Origin of the sequence: Rhodococcus sp. AQ5-07, assembly GCF_009707305.1 — a bacterium.
Lineage (GTDB): Bacteria > Actinomycetota > Actinomycetes > Mycobacteriales > Mycobacteriaceae > Rhodococcus_F > Rhodococcus_F erythropolis.
In genome coordinates this window covers 5,642,063-5,659,127 of the sequence record NZ_CP046099.1, presented here as the reverse complement: position 1 = coordinate 5,659,127, position 17,065 = coordinate 5,642,063, and the positions used below count along the sequence as shown (strand labels likewise).

The 17,065-nt window shown below is 62.5% G+C and carries 15 protein-coding genes; 7 read left to right on the top strand and 8 right to left on the bottom strand.

Annotated features, from left to right (window positions below; all coding sequences use genetic code 11):
* Window positions 1-126 precede the first annotated feature (126 nt).
* Window positions 127-1,734 (top strand): FAD-dependent monooxygenase, encoded by a 1,608-nt coding sequence (locus GJB56_RS26325; RefSeq protein WP_113682118.1) that lies wholly within the window; start codon window positions 127-129, stop codon window positions 1,732-1,734.
* On the opposite strand, the gene GJB56_RS26320 is transcribed toward GJB56_RS26325, so the two are convergent.
* Genes GJB56_RS26320 through GJB56_RS26295 form a run of 6 tightly spaced genes read right to left on the bottom strand, consistent with a single transcriptional unit; the run spans window position 1,721 to window position 7,300 of the window.
* Window positions 1,721-2,209, bottom strand: a complete 489-nt coding sequence (locus GJB56_RS26320) for a VOC family protein (protein ID WP_003945419.1) — start codon at window positions 2,207-2,209, stop codon at window positions 1,721-1,723. The genes GJB56_RS26325 and GJB56_RS26320 overlap by 14 nt on opposite strands.
* Entirely contained in the window at window positions 2,206-2,958 is a 753-nt protein-coding gene (locus GJB56_RS26315) for an SDR family NAD(P)-dependent oxidoreductase (RefSeq protein ID WP_003945607.1), read from the bottom strand. Before GJB56_RS26315 ends, GJB56_RS26320 begins: the two co-directional genes overlap by 4 nt.
* Window positions 2,959-2,961: 3 nt before the next feature.
* Window positions 2,962-4,005, bottom strand: coding sequence for a 4-hydroxy-2-oxovalerate aldolase (gene dmpG, locus GJB56_RS26310; RefSeq protein ID WP_113682117.1), 1,044 nt, complete (start codon window positions 4,003-4,005; stop codon window positions 2,962-2,964).
* Window positions 4,002-4,904 (bottom strand): acetaldehyde dehydrogenase (acetylating), encoded by a 903-nt coding sequence (locus GJB56_RS26305; RefSeq protein ID WP_019746894.1) that lies wholly within the window; start codon window positions 4,902-4,904, stop codon window positions 4,002-4,004. Before GJB56_RS26305 ends, dmpG begins: the two co-directional genes overlap by 4 nt.
* An 8-nt stretch (window positions 4,905-4,912) precedes the next feature.
* Entirely contained in the window at window positions 4,913-5,698 is a 786-nt protein-coding gene (locus GJB56_RS26300) for a 2-keto-4-pentenoate hydratase (protein ID WP_003945480.1), read from the bottom strand.
* A 3-nt stretch (window positions 5,699-5,701) separates the two neighbouring features.
* Window positions 5,702-7,300, bottom strand: a complete 1,599-nt coding sequence (locus GJB56_RS26295; RefSeq protein WP_020968423.1) for an FAD-binding protein — start codon at window positions 7,298-7,300, stop codon at window positions 5,702-5,704.
* A 115-nt stretch (window positions 7,301-7,415) separates the two neighbouring features.
* Here GJB56_RS26295 and kstD point away from each other — a divergent pair, with 115 nt between their 5' ends.
* From kstD to GJB56_RS26280, 3 genes are all read left to right on the top strand, one after another.
* Window positions 7,416-9,140 carry a 3-oxosteroid 1-dehydrogenase gene (gene kstD, locus GJB56_RS26290; RefSeq protein ID WP_173362659.1) on the top strand — a complete coding sequence of 575 codons (1,725 nt, stop codon included), beginning with the start codon at window positions 7,416-7,418 and terminating at the stop codon, window positions 9,138-9,140.
* Complete coding sequence (locus GJB56_RS26285) at window positions 9,130-9,987, top strand: MaoC/PaaZ C-terminal domain-containing protein (RefSeq protein WP_113682116.1); 858 nt, start codon at window positions 9,130-9,132, stop codon at window positions 9,985-9,987. The genes kstD and GJB56_RS26285 overlap by 11 nt, the downstream gene beginning before the upstream one ends.
* 69 nt (window positions 9,988-10,056) lie before the next feature.
* A complete protein-coding gene (locus GJB56_RS26280; protein ID WP_113682115.1) occupies window positions 10,057-11,820 on the top strand; it encodes a cholesterol oxidase substrate-binding domain-containing protein in 1,764 nt (587 codons plus the stop codon).
* 134 nt (window positions 11,821-11,954) lie between these two features.
* On the opposite strand, the gene GJB56_RS26275 is transcribed toward GJB56_RS26280, so the two are convergent.
* On the bottom strand, window positions 11,955-12,191 hold the full coding sequence (locus GJB56_RS26275) for a hypothetical protein (protein WP_125461407.1): 237 nt from the start codon (window positions 12,189-12,191) through the stop codon (window positions 11,955-11,957).
* A gap of 484 nt (window positions 12,192-12,675) precedes the next feature.
* Here GJB56_RS26275 and GJB56_RS26270 point away from each other — a divergent pair, with 484 nt between their 5' ends.
* The 3 genes from GJB56_RS26270 (at window position 12,676) to GJB56_RS26260 (ending at window position 15,283) form a co-directional block, all read left to right on the top strand.
* A complete protein-coding gene (locus GJB56_RS26270; RefSeq protein WP_003945791.1) occupies window positions 12,676-12,963 on the top strand; it encodes a MerR family transcriptional regulator in 288 nt (95 codons plus the stop codon).
* Between the two features lie 101 nt (window positions 12,964-13,064).
* Window positions 13,065-14,285, top strand: coding sequence for a serine hydrolase domain-containing protein (locus GJB56_RS26265; RefSeq protein WP_113682114.1), 1,221 nt, complete (start codon window positions 13,065-13,067; stop codon window positions 14,283-14,285).
* Window positions 14,286-14,473: 188 nt separating this feature from the next.
* Window positions 14,474-15,283 (top strand): PE-PPE domain-containing protein, encoded by an 810-nt coding sequence (locus GJB56_RS26260; RefSeq protein WP_020968420.1) that lies wholly within the window; start codon window positions 14,474-14,476, stop codon window positions 15,281-15,283.
* Between the two features lie 230 nt (window positions 15,284-15,513).
* Here GJB56_RS26260 and GJB56_RS26255 read toward each other — a convergent pair whose 3' ends face one another.
* Window positions 15,514-17,031: an MFS transporter gene (locus tag GJB56_RS26255; RefSeq protein ID WP_019746885.1), complete on the bottom strand. Its 1,518-nt coding sequence runs from the start codon at window positions 17,029-17,031 to the stop codon at window positions 15,514-15,516.
* Between the last annotated feature and the right edge of the window lie 34 nt (window positions 17,032-17,065).

Below are 17,065 nucleotides of genomic sequence, written 5' to 3'. Positions count from 1 at the left end.
GTGCGCGGACGGACAGTCGGCGCGAGACGCAACCTCTCGATGTCCGATTTGCGCGAATTTCCCCAAAACGAAAGTTCGCTTACCCATACTGAAATGACCGACTGTCCCCGACGTGAGTGGGTCCTCATGGATACCGACGTATTGGTAGCGGGCGCCGGCCCGATCGGCTTGACCACCGCGATCGAGCTGCGCAGACGCGGTATCTCCTGTCGAATAGTCGACCCGCTCGACGAACCGCGGCAATACGCGAAAGCCGTCGGGATTCAGCCACGCACTCTCGAACTCTTCGAGAACATGGGGGTGCTCCGCCAGGCACTCGACGCCTCGACATTGATGCGCGGTCAGATCATGTACACGAACGGCGTCGAGGTCGGCCGCGTCGACCTCACCCTCCCCGAGGACGTTCCTTACTGGTTTCTCTGTCTGCCTCAGTACTCGACGGAGCGCATCCTCACCGAGCGCCTCACCGAGTTGGGAACAACCGTCGAACGCGGAGTCGGCCTCACTGCATTCGAACAGTCCGACGACGCCGTCACCTGCACCCTCAGCGACGGCAGTACCGTGACGGCTCAGTACCTGGTGGGTTCCGACGGCGCGCACAGCGTGGTCCGCAAAGGGCTGGGCCTGAGCTTCGAGGGCGGCGCATTTGCCGAGAGCTACATGCTCGGTGACGTCGAAGTCGACTGGTCGATACCCAGCGGCTACTCCGTCCGCGCCAACCACACCAGCGACGACGGAACCACCGACGATCTACTCGTCTGCATCCCACTTCCCGGACACAAGCGGTACCGCATGTCGATGCTCGTTCCGGACGAGTTGATGCCGGACGAATCGTCGAACAAAGCCGCTGTACAACACGGTTTTTCAACCGGCAAGACACCGGAACTCCATCACATCCAGGCCGTGCTCGACAGACTGTCCCCAGAACCGACAACCGCCTCGATGCTGCGATGGTCCTCGGTCTTCCGCATCAGCCACCGCATCGTCGACGCTTACGGTCGCGGACGGGTTTTTGTCGCCGGCGACGCCGCGCACATCCATCCCCCGACTGGCGCGCAGGGCATGAACACCGGGATCCAGGACGCCCACAATCTTGCGTGGAAGATAGCGCTCGCCGTCAAAGGCGTTGCAACAGCAGATCTTCTCGAGACCTACGATGCCGAAAGACGGCCGGTCGGTGAAGAAGTCGTCGGGATGACCGTCCGAAATGCTCGAGAAGGAATCGGTTCGGGAGAGTCTTCCATCGACACGGCAATGCGGCGCCAGGCTCAATTGTTGATCGACTACTCGGAGAGTCCGCTGAACACCGGGCGTAATTCTTCGAGTCCACACGTTCAACCGGGCGAGCGTGCACCCGATGCACGCGGAATGCGCCGAGACGGTGTGCAGTATCCAATTCGGTTGTTCGACTTGCTGTCAGGAGTCGACCACACGTTACTGCTGACTTCGGACGGATCCGCGGAGAGCATCAACAGCTTGGAGAAGGTCGCCGACGCCGCAATTCGATCAGCGCACGGCTTGCTGGACGTCTACGCGATAGTGCCACCGGGAACCGTGACCGTCGACTCGCTGGTGCCGATCATCGAGGACAACGCCTCGCAACTGTGCGCCGCGTATGGGGTCGAAGGTACGGCGGCGCTGGTCATTCGCCCCGACGGCTACCTCGGATTCCGTGGTCACCCGGAGAACGTTTCCGATTACTTCACGAAAGTGTTTGCCGTCAATCAGGAATGAGCGAAGCGAACATCAACCGAATCTCGGGCGAGAGCTTCATCAACTCGACGTATCCACCCAACGGCCCGGCATCGAGGTAGGAGAACTCCATGCCGGCGCCCTCTACCCGACCTTGTTGCACCACCGACATTCCGCGACGCTCGGCCTCGAGCAACGTCGCCTCGTAATCGTCAGGAACCCAAGCCATGTGATGAACTCCGACGCCGTGAGTCTCCAGGAACTCCGTGTACAGGTTGCGTCCGGACACTGGTTGGATCAACTCGAGCTGTTGGCTGCCCGCATATCCGATCGACACGTGAACGACATAGTCCGCGGGCTCACCTCGATACGTTGTGGTCTCGGGACCAAAGGCGATGTCTGGCATACGTAGCCATCGCTCCACTCCCCACTGCCGAGTGAACTCCTGTTCGGCGGCCTCGATCTCCTCGACCACCCAGCAGATCTGGAAGATCGGTCCCGAGACCAACGGGGTCATGCCATTTTTCCGTTGTCCACCGAGTAGACGGCCCCGTGTATCGCCGAGGCGTCGTCGGAGGCGACGAAAGCCACCATCTTCGCAACGTCCTCGGCTTCCATCAAGCCACGCGGCGAGGCAACCTTCATGACGAGGTCGAAGTCGACTCCGTCGGGGAAGGTGAATCCGGTGACTTGAGGAGTCATCATGCCGCCGGGGCAGATTGCGTTGACACGCAGAGACTTTCCGGTGAACTCCATCGCCATCGCTCGGGTCAGTCCGATGAGTCCGTGCTTGGCAGCACAGTATCCAGCCGAGTACGCCTGCCCTTCCAGTCCCGCGATCGAGGAGACGTTGACGATGTTGCCGCCCCGTTCCAGCAAGTGCGGCAGTGCTGCTCGGGAAAGGAAGAACGGTCCGTTCAGATTGACCGCAAGGTCATGTGCCCATTCGGAATCCGCAATATCCGCCGTATGACGAAGCGAGTGCGATCCCGCCACGTTGACGAGGATGTCGATACCACCGAGTTCGTCGACGCACGCCTGCACGGCCGCATCACACTGAGCGGAATCCGAGACGTCCGTCGCCGCGAAACGACGCTCTCCATCCGCGCCGACCACCTCGACCATCGACTGTCGCAGCTTTTCCTTGTCGCGGGCGATACCGAAAACCTGTGCGCCCCTGCGGTGGAGTATCTCGGCCACCGCGCGCCCCAACCCTGAGGACGCGCCGGTCACCAAGGCCACTTTTCCGGCCAGTACGTCTGCCATGACCTAGGAAGCCGCTGCTTCGCGCTGGAGTTCCAGCGCGATGTCGATCAACTGATCTTCCTGTCCGCCGACCAACTTGCGCTTACCTGCGCGCACCAACAGCTCCGCGGACGACACTCCGTACCGCTCGGCCTGACGCTCGGCATGCTTGAGGAAGCTCGAGTACACGCCGGCGTAGCCCATCATCAGTGCTTGACGATCGAGCAGGCATTCCTGCGGCATTGCCGGGCGCACAACATCTTCGGCTGCATCGGCGATGGCGAAGAAGTCGATACCGGTCTTGATGCCGATCTTGTCGCAAACACCGACGAAGGCCTCGACCGGGGCGTTGCCGGCGCCGGCACCGAACCGACGGGTACTACCGTCGATCTGCTTGGCTCCCGCACGAACTGCCGCAATGGAATTGGCGACGCCCAGGCCCAGGTTCTCGTGGCCGTGGAAGCCGACCTGAGCGTCGTTGCCGAGTTCCTGAACCAGCGCCTCGACGCGATCGGATACCTGCTCGAGTACCAGCGCGCCGGCCGAGTCGACCACGTACACACACTGGCAACCCGCGTCGGCCATGATGCGAGCCTGCTTGGCCAGCTTCTCCGGCGGAATCGAGTGAGCCATCATGAGGAATCCGACTGTTTCGAGTCCACGCTCACGCGCGAGGCCGAAGTGCTGGATGGATACGTCGGCCTCGGTGCAGTGAGTTGCGATGCGGCAGATGGACGCACCATTGTCCTGCGCGATGACGATGTCGTCCTTGATGCCCAACCCGGGCAGCATCAGGAAGGCGATCTTCGCGTTGGTCGCCGTCTCGACTGCAGCTTTGATCAGTTCCTGCTCGGGAGTCTTCGAGAAGCCGTAGTTGAAGGAGGACCCGCCGAGGCCGTCGCCGTGAGTGACCTCGATGACCGGCACTCCGGCTCCGTCGAGGGCACCGACGATGGCTCGTACTTCTTCGACGGTGAACTGATGACGCTTGTGGTGGGAGCCGTCGCGCAGTGACGTGTCGGTGACGCGGATGTCCCAGCTCGAATCGAAATGAATCATGTCGCTCATGCCTTCACACTCAGAAGCTTCTGGGCGATTTCCTCGCCCACCTTGGTGGCTGCTGCCGTCATGATGTCGAGGTTGCCCGCGTACGGCGGCAGGAAATCGCCTGCGCCTTCGACCTCGACGAACGTGGTGACCGTTGCATAGCCACCGGAAACGACGCTCGGTTTGTCGAACTGCGGTTCGTTGAGCAACCGGTAGCCGGGCACGTACTGCTGGATGTCCTTGACGACACGGTGAATGGAGTCGGTGATCGCGGCCTGATCGGCGTCTTCGGGGATAGCGCAGAAGATGGTGTCGCGCATGATCATCGGCGGGTCTGCGGGGTTGAGGATGATGATCGCCTTACCGCGCTGTGCGCCGCCGATGGTCTCGATACCGCGGCTCGTGGTCTTGGTGAACTCGTCGATGTTCGCGCGAGTTCCCGGGCCGGCGGACAACGATGCAACGGAGGCGACGATCTCGGCGTACGCCACGTCGACGACTCGCGATACCGCATAGACGATCGGGATGGTTGCCTGCCCACCGCAGGTGATCATGTTGACGTTGGGTGCGTCCAGGTGCTCACGCAGGTTCGCGGGCGGAACCACAGCCGGGCCGACCGCGGCCGGAGTCAGGTCGATGGCACGGATACCGGCGGCCTCGTAGCGTGGTGCTGCCTCGCGGTGCACGTATGCCGACGTTGCCTCGAAGACCAGGTCCGGTTTCTCCGCCTGGTTCAGCAACCAGTCGACGCCCTCGGCGGAGGTCTCGAGTCCCATCTTGCGGGCGCGCGCCAATCCTTCACTCTCGGGATCGATTCCGATCATCCATCGCGGTTCGAGCCACTCGGAACGCTGCAGTTTGTACAACAGATCGGTACTGATGTTTCCCGATCCGACGATCGCCACACTTGCCTTGGTCATGACTACTCCTACGTGAACTGAAGAGAGACGGAACCGAGGCCGCTGAACTCGGCTCGGAAGTTGTCGCCTGGATGAGCGTCGATCGCTCGCGTGCACGAACCCGGCAGAACGATGTCGCCGGCCTTGAGCCGAACTCCGAACGTGTCGACCTTCTGCGCCAACCACGCGACAGCGGTGACCGGGTTACCGAGAACCGCATCGCTGCGCCCCTCCGCAATCCGCTCGCCGTTGCAGGTCAGCACCGCATCGATCGCCTTGATGTCGATGTCCGACGGGCGAACTCGTTCCTTGCCGAGAATGAACCCGGCGGATGAGGCGTTGTCCGCGATGGTGTCCGAGAGGCCGATCTTCCAGTCCTTGATCCGGCTGTCGATCAACTCGATGGACGGCGCATAGGCGACAGTGGCGTCGATGACGTCTTGTTCGGTGCACCCCGCGCCCGGCAGATCTGCTCCCAGAATGAAGGCGACCTCCACCTCGACGCGGGGGAAGCAGAAGCGTGACGTGTCGACCGGACGGTCCTCGAACTCTTCCATCTCGGCGAGCAGGTGACCGTAATCTGGCTCGTCGACGCCCATCATCTGCTGCATCGCCAGTGACGAGAGTCCGACCTTGTGTCCGACCACCTTTGCGCCGCCGGCAACGCGACGCCTGATGTTGATGAGCTGGATCTCGTAGGCGTCGACGACGTCGATGTCCGGATACGTGGCGATCAGCGGGCTGATCGGAGCGCGATCCCGTTCCGCCGAATCAAGATGGTCGGCAAGTTCGCCGCGGATCTGCGTCGAGAGCATCGTTCAGGCCTTTCCGACTGTGGAGAATGCGGCTGCATGCTGACCGGCTCGTCGTCCGGAGAACACGCAGTCGGCGAGCGACAAGCCGCTCACATACGAGTTGGAACAGATACCGACGGCGGTACGGCCGGCGGCATACAGGCCAGGGATACCCTCCCCGGCCTCGTTTTTCACCATGCCGGACGATTCGTCGACCACCAATCCACCGAGCGTGAGCATCGGGCACGGATTCATCATGTTGGGCTTGATCGAGACGTCGTACATCGTGAACGGCGCAGACAGTATCGGCCTGACGAAGTCCGACGGTTTGCCCATCGGATCAGGTTGTCCGGCAGCGGCAGCGGAGTTGTGCGCGTCGACGGTGGCTTGAAGGCCGGCGACGTCTATCCCCGCTTTACGGGCGACCTCGGCAATGGTGTTGCCACGCACTGCGGTACGCATCATGCCGGTGGTCTGTACCCGCTGGAACCACATCGACTGGTCACTGATCTGCGATTTCGCTTCGCGAACGAGTTCGGAATCTGCCAGCAGCCAACCGATTCCGTTGCTCTTCTCTGCCATCGCCTGACCGAGAGCGGCACCGTAACGTGACTCGTCGACGATTCGCGCACCGGATTCACCCACCAAAATGGAACCGAGAAAAGCACTCGGCGGGACGATGAATCGCCAGGCGGAAACATTGCCGAGCTTGTCGGTGGCTCCCCCGGCTTCGATACCGAGGTTGATGCCTTTGCCGTCGTCCCCGGAGGTGCCGAGCGGGATACCGCCCTTGTAGGCGGGGGCATGGGTGCGCATCATCTCGCGATTGGACACGAAGCCGCCGGCGCTGAGGATCACGCCGCCGCGTGCCTGGATGCGAATCCGCTTGGCGTGCTTCTTCTCGATCTTCGCGATGAGTGCGTCGAGAATCGTGCGCAACTGCGGCGCGTAGACGCCGGGCTTGGAGGACAGGGACCCGAGCGTCGCGTGACGGCGACGAACTCCGGCAGGTGCGTCACGAAGCGTCAGTACTTCGACGCCGATCACCCGGCCGTCCTCGATGATCAGCCGGTCCGCTCTCGTCTGGCCGAGCAACTGGACGCCCTTGGCCTCCGCGGACTTCGCGAGCGGGCCGTAGAGCATCTTTCCCGACGTGCCACGCCCCTTGGCGCGATGGCCGCGCGGTGCAGGTTTTGCGATGTCACGGAACCCGCCGGCAGATTCGCTGCCCGAGAAGTAGAGGTAGTGCTTGTTGCTCGGGTACGACGTCTTGTACGGACAGAGTGAGGCTTCGAACGGCACGCCGTGACTGCGCAGCCAGTCGATCGACGCCGGGCTCTCGTCGACGAACCGGCGCAGAGTCTGCGGCGTCACCGCGTCACCGACCTCGCGGTTCAGGTAGGCGAGCATGGCTTCGGGACTGTCATCGACACCGGCTTCCTTTTGAATCACGGTGCCGCCGCCGGCGTAGTAGATTCCTCCGGAAATCGTGCTGGCCCCACCGCCGAGCGCTCGGTCGATCGCCAAAACCGACGAACCGGCCGCTACCGCTTCGAGCGCCGCGCTGGCGCCCGCCACACCGAACCCGACCACAAGGACGTCAACCGAAGTATCCCAGGTCACACCGCACCATCCTCAATCTCACTGCAACGTGTTTCGTTATCAATGACAACGTCCGGAAATACTTCCTGGCAGAAAGCATGGACTGACACCCCCATCATTCTATAACGTGTTCTACATGAGCAAGCAGGAATACGACATCGTCGTCGTCGGCAGTGGTGCCGCAGGTATGACAGCGGCCTTGACCGCAGCCCACCAGGGCTTGAGTGTGGTCATCGTGGAGAAAGCCGCCCACTACGGCGGATCGACCGCCCGTTCCGGTGGTGGGGTCTGGATCCCCAACAACGAGGCACTTCAAGCGGACGGTGTCACCGATACCCCGGAGGCCGCACGTTCCTACCTGCACAGCATCATCGGCGACGTCGTCGCTCCCGAACGCATCGACACCTATCTCGAGCGCGGTCCCGAGATGCTCTCGTTCGTGTTGAAGAACAGCCCTCTCGAACTGCAGTGGGTGCCCGGCTACTCCGACTACTACCCGGAAGCTCCCGGCGGACGCCTCGGTGGCCGCAGTGTCGAGCCCACCCCGTTCGACGGCAACAAGTTGGGCGCCGACCGCAAGAACCTCGAGCCCGACTACGTCAAGGCCCCCAAGAACTTCGTCATCACCCAGGCCGACTACAAGTGGCTCAACCTGCTGATGCGCAATCCTCGCGGACCCCTGCGCGCCATGAAGGTCGGCATGCGATTCCTCGCAGCCAAGGCCACAAAGAAGGATCTGCTGGTTCGCGGCCAGGCACTGGTCGCCGGTATTCGACTCGGACTTCAGTCCGCCGGAGTACCCATCCTGCTGAACACCCCCCTGACATCCCTGTACACCGAAGACGGCGCAGTTCGCGGCGTCAACGTCATCGTCGACGGCGAAGAGCAGGTCATCCGCGCTCGCCACGGAGTTGTGTTGGGTTCCGGCGGATTCGAGCACAACAAGGAAATGCGTGAGAAGTACCAGCGCGCACCCATCGGCACCGAATGGACCGTCGGCGCGAAGGCAAACACCGGCGACGGTATCCGCGCAGGCCAAGAAGTGGGCGCTGCAGTCGATTTCATGGACGACGCCTGGTGGGGCCCGTCCATTCCGCTGACCGGCGGACCGTGGTTCGCTCTCTCCGAGCGCACCCTCCCGGGCTGCATGATGGTCAACATGTCGGGCAAGCGCTTCGGCAACGAGGCTGCTCCGTACGTCGAGGCAACCCATGCGATGTACGGCGGTGAGTACGGTCAGGGCGAAGGCGCCGGCGAGAACATCCCGACGTGGATGATTCTCGATCAGCGCTACCGCAACCGCTACACGTTTGCCGGTATCACTCCCCGCTCCCCCTTCCCCGGCCGCTGGCTCAAGGCCGGCATCGTGGTCAAGGCGGGAACCATCGCCGAATTGGCCGAGAAGACAGGGCTTCCCGTCGCATCGCTGACCGAAACCGTCGACCGGTTCAACGGCTTCGCACGCAACGGCAAGGACGAGGACTTCGGACGCGGTGACAGTGGTTACGACGCGTACTACGGCGATCCCCGACTGAAGAACCCCAGCCTCGCCGAAATCAGCAAGGCTCCGTTCTACGCCATCAAGATGGTTCCGGGTGACCTCGGCACCAAGGGTGGTATCTGCACCGACGTCAACGGCCGAGCACTACGCGAAGACGGAAGCGTCATCGACGGTCTCTACGCCGCTGGCAACGCGAGCGCTCCGGTCATGGGCCACACCTACGCCGGACCAGGCGCGACCATCGGTCCCGCAATGACTTTCGGTTACCTGGCCGTACTCGACATCGTCGAGCGTGCGAAGAAGGCTGAGAGCACCGAGGCACCGGCAGCTGAAAAGACGGCGGTCGACCATGCCAATTGATCCGAAGATCGCACTCGGCGCCGAGCTTGCGCCACAAGAGTTCTCATGGACCCCGTCGGACGTGCAGCACTACCACTTGGCGCTAGGGGCAGGTGCTCGTCCGCTCGATCCGAACGAGCTTCGATACCTCGACGACGAAAAGCCTCAGGTACTACCCACCTTTGCCACCGTCGCCGTCAACTTCCACGCCACCGAAGTGCCGAAGGTCTCGTTCCCCGGCGTCGAAATCGATCTGGCGAAGGTAGTCCACGGGAGCCAGGAAGTCACTGTCCATCAGCCGATCCCGGCAAGTGGAAGTGGCCGCACCACAACTCGAATCGCCGAGGTCTGGGACAAGGGCAAGGCCGCGGTGATCGTGCAGGAATCCGTCACGGTCGACGCCGAAGGCAACCCGCTGTGGACAGCTCGCTCGTCCATTTTCGCCCGCGGCGAGGGTGGTTTCGGGGGTGAACGTGGTCCGTCGGAGTCGATTACGCTTCCGGATCGCGAAGCAGATGAGACAGTGGTGACGCCTGTGCTCCCACAGCAGGCTTTGCTGTACCGGATGTGTGGTGATCGGAATCCGTTGCACTCGGATCCGCAATTCGCCTCCGCGGCAGGCTTTCCAGCGCCTATCCTGCATGGACTGTGTACTTACGGAATGGTCTGCAAGACCGCAGTGGATACCATGCTCGACGGCGACAGCAGTCGGGTAGCCGGATTTCGGGCCCGCTTTGCCGGGGTCGTATTTCCCGGCGAGAACTTGAGTATCCAGATCTGGAAAGACAATGGGCGACTCCTGATCTCAGCTTCCGTACTGGAGCGCGAAGCTCCTGCCCTGGCTGACGTAGTTCTCACTCTTGTCTGATACCAACCTGTCTGATACCCACCTGTTAGAACTCACCGTAGTTCTCGAACCCGATGGAGTAGCCCGAAGATGACGGCACAAGACGAAAAGTTCCGACTGTCCCGACGAGGTTTCATGGCCGCTGGAGCCGGCGCCGTGGCAGCGACCGCATTCGCCGGCTGGACGCCGGCCTACGCCGTCCCCGCCGGCTCCTCCGGCTCCGCGGGTGGTCCTGTCTCCACCCTCACACCGCCGCCTGCCTTCCCCGAAGGCATCGCGCTGTACCAGCAGGCATATCAGAACTGGTCCAAAGAGATCATGCTCGACGCGATCTGGACCTGTTCACCCAAGACGCCCGAAGACGTAGTCCGCCTCGCCAACTGGGGCCATGCCAACGGCTACACCATTCGTCCCCGCGGTGCCATGCACGGCTGGACGCCGCTGACCATCGTCAACGGTGCGCCGGTCGACAAGGTCATCCTCGCCGACACCACGGTCCACCTCACCGGCGTCTCCGTCAACGCCGGTGGCAGCCCGGCCACCGTCACCGCAGGACCCGGCGCGACCCTCGACGCCATCACCACCGCACTGCAGGCACAGGGCCTCGGGTTCGCGAACCTGCCGGCGCCCGGTGTGTTGACCATCGCCGGCTGCCTCGCCGTCGACGCTCACGGTGCAGCGCTCCCCGCCGAAGGCGAAGCACACGTTCCCGGACAGACTTTCGGCTCACTCTCCAACCTCGTCACCTCCCTGACCGCAGTGGTCTGGAACGGCAGCGAGTACGCGCTCGAGACGTACGCGCGTAGCGATGCAGCGATCAAGCCGCTGCTGACTCACCTCGGACGCACCTTCCTCACCTCCGTGACCTTGCAGGCCGCTCCCAACTACCGCATGCGCTGCGTCAGCCACACCGACATCGGTTGGCAGGAACTCTTCGGTGCCCGCGGAGCGTCCGGACGCACCTTCGAGAAGTTCGTCCGCGAAAACGGTCGCGCAGAAGCAATCTGGTACCCCTTCACCGAACGCCCGTGGATGAAGGTGTGGTCACTTGCCCCCACCAAGCCGCCGTTCTCGCGTGAGGTGACCGGGCCCTACAACTACATCTTCTCCGACAACCTCCCGGAGCCGGTCACCGACATGATCGGGCAGATCAACGCCGGAAACCCGGGCATCGCACCGGCATTCGGGCAGATCATGTACGCCACCACCGTTGCCGGACTCGCCGCGACCTTCTCCAACGACCTGTGGGGATGGTCCAAGGACGTCCAGTTCTACATCCGGGCCACCACCCTTCGTCTGACCGAGGGCGGCGGAGCCGTCATCACCTCGCGCGCCAACATCGGCCAGGTCATCCACGACTTCACCCAGTGGTTCAACGGTCGCATGGAGTACTACCGCTCTATCGGACAGTTCCCCCTCAACGGCCCCGTCGAAATCCGTTGCTGCGGCCTCGATCAACCCTCGGACGTCGAGGTCGACTCGGCAGGCGCCCCCACCATCTCGGCCATGCGCCCGCGCCCCGACCATCCGGAATGGGACACCGCCATCTGGCTCAACGTCCTCGGCGTCCCCGGAACCCCCGGCATGTTCGCGTTCTACCGCGAAATGGAACAGTGGATGCGTAATCACTACAACAACAACGACGCCACCTTCCGCCCCGAGTGGTCCAAGGGCTGGGCGTTCGGCCCAGACAAGCCGTACACCGACACCCCGATCATCAATCAGGGCCTCCCCCAGACCTACCGCGACGGCGTTCCATCGAGCGACAACTGGGACACCGCCAACGCCGCCTACAACGCGTTGGATCCGCACAAGGTCTTCAGCAACACCTTCCTGGACCAGTTGCTGCCTTGAGGTTCAAGTACTGAGCGCACACTCTGACAACTCGACGGTCGTCGCCACTCCCCTACTTTCGGGAGTGCGGCGGCCGTCGTGCGTTGCAGTGAGCGGGATGAAGGAGTCCCCCGCATCCCGACCAGGTAACTGAATCAATCGCGATCAGGATGGATCGCCTCGTGCATACTTTCCACGGCCCTGGCATGAGTTGAGAGCTCGGACCGAGCCGACCGAATCGTGGCGCTGTCGCTGCGCGCCCCCGGCTCGGACGACGACGAGTCCTCTCCGGGGTTCGACGCGCCACCAGCGGGATGCTCGGAGGAGCCGGTGCGCTCTTCCCTCTCCGCGCGGGCGCGCAACAACGACTCGGACTTCGGGGTATTTCGCATCGGAGCATTGTCCCAGATTCATCTCCCATGACTCACATGGAGCGCTCTCACCCCCGGTGACCAGGCCGTTCCTGAACATCGATACCTAGAAAGTTCGCAACAAAATATCTACAGCAGTCAGGGTAGACATTCTTGCAAGGCTGTTGTATCTTTTTTCTCGTAGCAAGGAACGAGTCAAGAGATGCGGGAGAGATGAACTACCCGCAAGCAGTACCGCAGGGCAGGGATGTGCCGGGGCCGAATTCGTGTGTGAGTGTGTAGTCGGACCCGGCACCCCCCTTCAAAGCGGCTACCGGATGTTTTGTGCGAGTCCGGAAGTTCGAAAGAATGCAGTTATGTAAGTAAGTTCAACCCCATCCGGCCCCCGGCGCACCTCGCGCCGGGGGCCCCGTCCGTTCAGCGAAAGAAGCGAGCCATTCCGGCAGATACACCACCGGGGGACCCCTCCGGCAGATTCGACGACGAGAACTATCCTGCGTACAGCATGGGACATGCGGCCGAGATCCTCGGTGTCAGGCAAGCTTTCCTTCGTAGCCTCGATGCCGCGAAACTGCTTACCCCACAACGCTCTGAGGGCGGACATCGCCGCTACTCCCGGTACCAGCTGCGCATCGCGGCCCGCGCGCACGAACTCGTAGCCAACGGCACGGCGCTCGACGCGGCTTGCCGCATCATCATCCTCGAAGACCAACTCACCGAAGCCCGTCGCATCAACGCCGAGCTTCAGCAAGCGCAGGACCTGCGGGAGGAACCGGACGCGGCACCCGAATGAGGGCTGCGCTGGAAATAGCAGTTGCGCCTATACGGTCGATCTGATCCCCCCTTCTTCCACCTGCGGTAAATTCGGCCAATTGGGACATTGCTAGGCGTCGGTTGCTCGATTTCCACGTCGAAGGGATCGCAGGCGTGAATTCCTCCCACCACCGCACTCGGGTGCGGCTAGTTGCTCTGTCGATCGCCTTGGCTGTTGCGGTCGCAACCGCTGCGTGCAGTTCCGACGAGGATTCCGCCACAAACACGGGCAGCGCCTCTCCCAGCACCTCGAGCAGTCGGGAATCCACCGAGATCGCGGATATCGTCCGCCGTCAGGTGGCCGACTTGGGCCTCAGTGCCGCTGTGTTCGGGGTGTGGCGAGGCGACGACGAAGTTGCTCTCGGCGCCGTCGGAGAGTCCCCTGTCGGAGTTCCGGCGACAACCGACATGCAGTTGCGCGTCGGCCAGCCGATGGAGCCGATGCTCTCGACCGTCCTGCTGCAACTCGACGAAGAGGGCACGCTGCCACTCGATCAACCGATCGCGGAGTGGGAACCGAACTTTCCGCGCGCAGATACGATCACTCCGCGAATGCTGGCCAACAGCACGTCGGGTATCTCCGACTACGTGACCGATCCGCAGTTCCTGAAACTCTTCACGGACAACCCGATGAAGGGCTGGACTGCTCAGGAGATCCTGAATCTTGCCAACTCCCGCCCACCGCTGTTCGAACCCGGCACCGGTTGGGCGTATGCGCACAGCGACCTGACGCTGCTCGGCGACGTCATGGAGAAGGCGACCGGAAAGCCGCTGGGCGAACTACTTCAGCAACGCGTCTTCGATCCGCTCGGGATGGATCACAGCGGCGTTGTGCTCACGTCGCAGATGGACGAGCCGATCCTGCACGGCTACACCAATGAACGCGGAGTATTCGAAGACTCCACTTTCTGGAATCCGACGGCTTTCCTGCACAGCGGAAACATGAACGCGCCTGTCGCCGACGTCGGAAAGTGGGTGCGCGCGCTCGGAACGGGAGAGTTGCTCTCCGACAAGGCTTTCGAGCAGCAGATGGCGCCGACGACTGCGGGCTTGGGAAGTATGACGGCGGACAAGTTCTTTTCCTTCGGGACCGGGCACCTCGACGGTTGGCTTGTGATGAACCCGTCGTACGGCGGCTACAACGGGCTTGCGCTCTATTACCCCGACTCGAAGACGACGATCGTCGTCTACGCGACACTCGGGCCGACAACCAACGCGGACCTCAACAACGCCGTGCCGATGGGCAAGGCGATCGGAACCCTCCTCGAACCGGATCACCCACCGCAGGTCCCGACGCCGTGACGCGCCACACACGCTGGTAGCAAACAGCGTCGGTCGGCAACTTCCTGTTTACGCACGGATTACCTCCAGGACTTATCGCCCCATCACCATTCTCTTCAGTACCGAACGAAACGCGTCGGACCGCGGGTTGTCTCGCCAGTGAACGAGAACGTAGATAGATGGGGACAGGCCCGATGAGGAAATACGCGATGTCAGTGGCATGCACGGTTGCAGTCACAGCGGGGGTGACTCTTGTGATGTCGGTGCCTGCCGGAGCGGACCCGAATGACAGTGGGTCGTGCCCTGCCGGTGCGGTATTCGCGGTCGGCGGAACGTGGGATCCGACGGGACAAACGACGCAACCCGTCACCGACCGCTACGTGGCCCAGGGTTACGCCTCCAAGCCGGTGACCTACCCCGCCAGCTTCTGGCCGCTCGGCGATCAGACGTACGACCAGAGCGTTGCCGCCGGCGCCCAGACGCTTCGCACTGAAGTCAACGCTTTCCACGCTCAGTGCCCGGGCAGCGAGATCGTCGTCACCGGATACTCACAGGGAGCGCGTATTGCCGGCGACGTTCTCGGTGACATCGCACGCGACGGATCCATTCCGCAGTCGCAAGTCGAAGGCGTCCTCTACGCCGACCCTCGCAACTCGGCCGGGGGCATCGAAACCGTAGTACCCAATGTCGTTCCGGGAGCGACGATGTCCGGAGCACGCGGCGGATTCGGAGACATCGCAGTGCAGGAAGTCTGCATCGAGGGTGACGGCATCTGCAACATGCCCAAGCCGCGTGATGCGCCCGAGGTGTTCGTGGATTCGGTCTTCGGCTACTTCACGAAGCACAACACCTATACGCCGATGATGTCCGAGCCCGCTCCGCCTGCTCCCCCGGCACTGCCGCAGACGCCGTCGGTGCCACTGCAACCCGCCGACGTTGCCACTGCGATCGTGACGCGGGTCGTCGAGAACATCACTCCGTATCTGAGCGCTGCACTCGCGACCGTACTAACGAAGTAGCCGGACGGCTGGCTAGGGCACCATCGCTTCATCTCCACCACCTCCGCAGGAACCACCCGGCTGGAACGCCCACTACACGCCGACGATGCAGACGTCGAGAAGTTGAGTGCATCCTGCCGCAGGTCGGGATGCACTACTCCGCGTTACGTCTATTGCTCTACAAAACTATTCAAGATCGTGACGCGCAGTCGCTCTCCACCGGCATGGCGCCGCAGGCGGCCGAAGTCGCATCAGTCCGCTTCCTGGCGGCGAGTCGGCAGGTGGCGGAACGTCACGATCGGGAGGAGCGCCGCTAACCCGAGCACAGAGAGGCTCGCCCGCAGCGCAATCAGCCTGGATTCGACGTTGATCTCCACCGCCTGATCGAGTTGCGCCGAGGTCAGTTCCAGCCCAGTGAGACTGGCGCGGAGGTCATCGTTGGCGACGAAACTGACCGAACTGGCCGTTACCTCGATACTGCCGCTGGACAGTAGATCTGGGCTGTTCGTGATACGGACCGAGGCAGACTGCGCGAGCACGGACATCAGGACCGCCCCGGCAACGGCGGTGCCGGTGCACAGGCCGAGAAAGTTCGCCATTCCTCGAGCGCTGCCGATCTCACCCGCGATAGCAGGAGGGTTGGTCTCCATGAGAAGCGCACTGCCCGCACTCAATCCGACTCCGATGCCGAGACCCAAGCACACTTCGCTGATCAATGTCCATGCACCGGACCATTGGTTCGAGATGGTCAGTGCCAACAGAATCGCCGACGCGGCGGCCAGTACATGCGCCCCTGTCAGGAGCCATCGGCACGCAAGCAGTCGCATCAGTGCAGGTGTTGCAGCCGCGGAGACGAGTGCGGCCAAAGAGATAGGTATCAGTATCATTGCCGTGCCCAGAGGGCTCTTGCCCAATACCATCTGGGTGTACAGCGGTAGCAGGTAGCTCACACCGGCCATCAACAGGTTTATCGCAACCAACCCACTCAAACACGCTCGGTTGAGACCAGACTCGAACACCGAAGGTTCGAGTAGCGGTGTTCTTTCTCCCCGGAGCAACAAGTGCTGGCGGGCGGCGAACGTGTGCAGGACGAGGCCGCCGATCACCAGCAATGCGAGCACAGGCGAGAGTCCGAGCACACTCACCGGTGCGGACTCGGCGGCGAGAACGAGCCCCCATGATCCGATCTGATTGATGGCGGCGACCAACAACAGCACCCCGACGGCAGACAGCGCGATACTCGTCTTGTCGACGGACCCACGGAATGGAATCCGGATAAGGGCCACACGTGATGCGATGACGATTGTTCCTGCCGTGATGGCGAGCAAGAGCGCGAAGGGCGCCCTCCATCCCCAGGCTTGGACGAGCAGACCACCAACCAACAAAGCAAACGCGGCACCGATACCGGTCGTACCCGCCAGGACCGATACCGCAACGGTTCGTTGTGGACCGGAATACGCCTGCCCCAGAATCGCCAACGCGTTGGGCACGAGAAGCGCGCCCCCGAGTCCAGCGATCGCCTCGCCGGCAATCAGCATTGAAATATTCTGTGCCAGAAAGCAACACAGCATACCGAACGCATAGATGCCCAGCCCGAGCAGCTGAGCATTCTTGGCACCGAGCACGCCGCTGATCTTGCCGCCCGTGATCGTGAAGGCTGCGACGAATACCCCGTAAGCGACGATCGCCAATTGCACGTTCGAGATGGTGGTGTCCAGGCCGTCGACGATGCCGCTGATCGCCATCGGCAGCGCCGTCACGTTGAACACAGATACCAACCCTGTGAAACACACTAGTACCAGC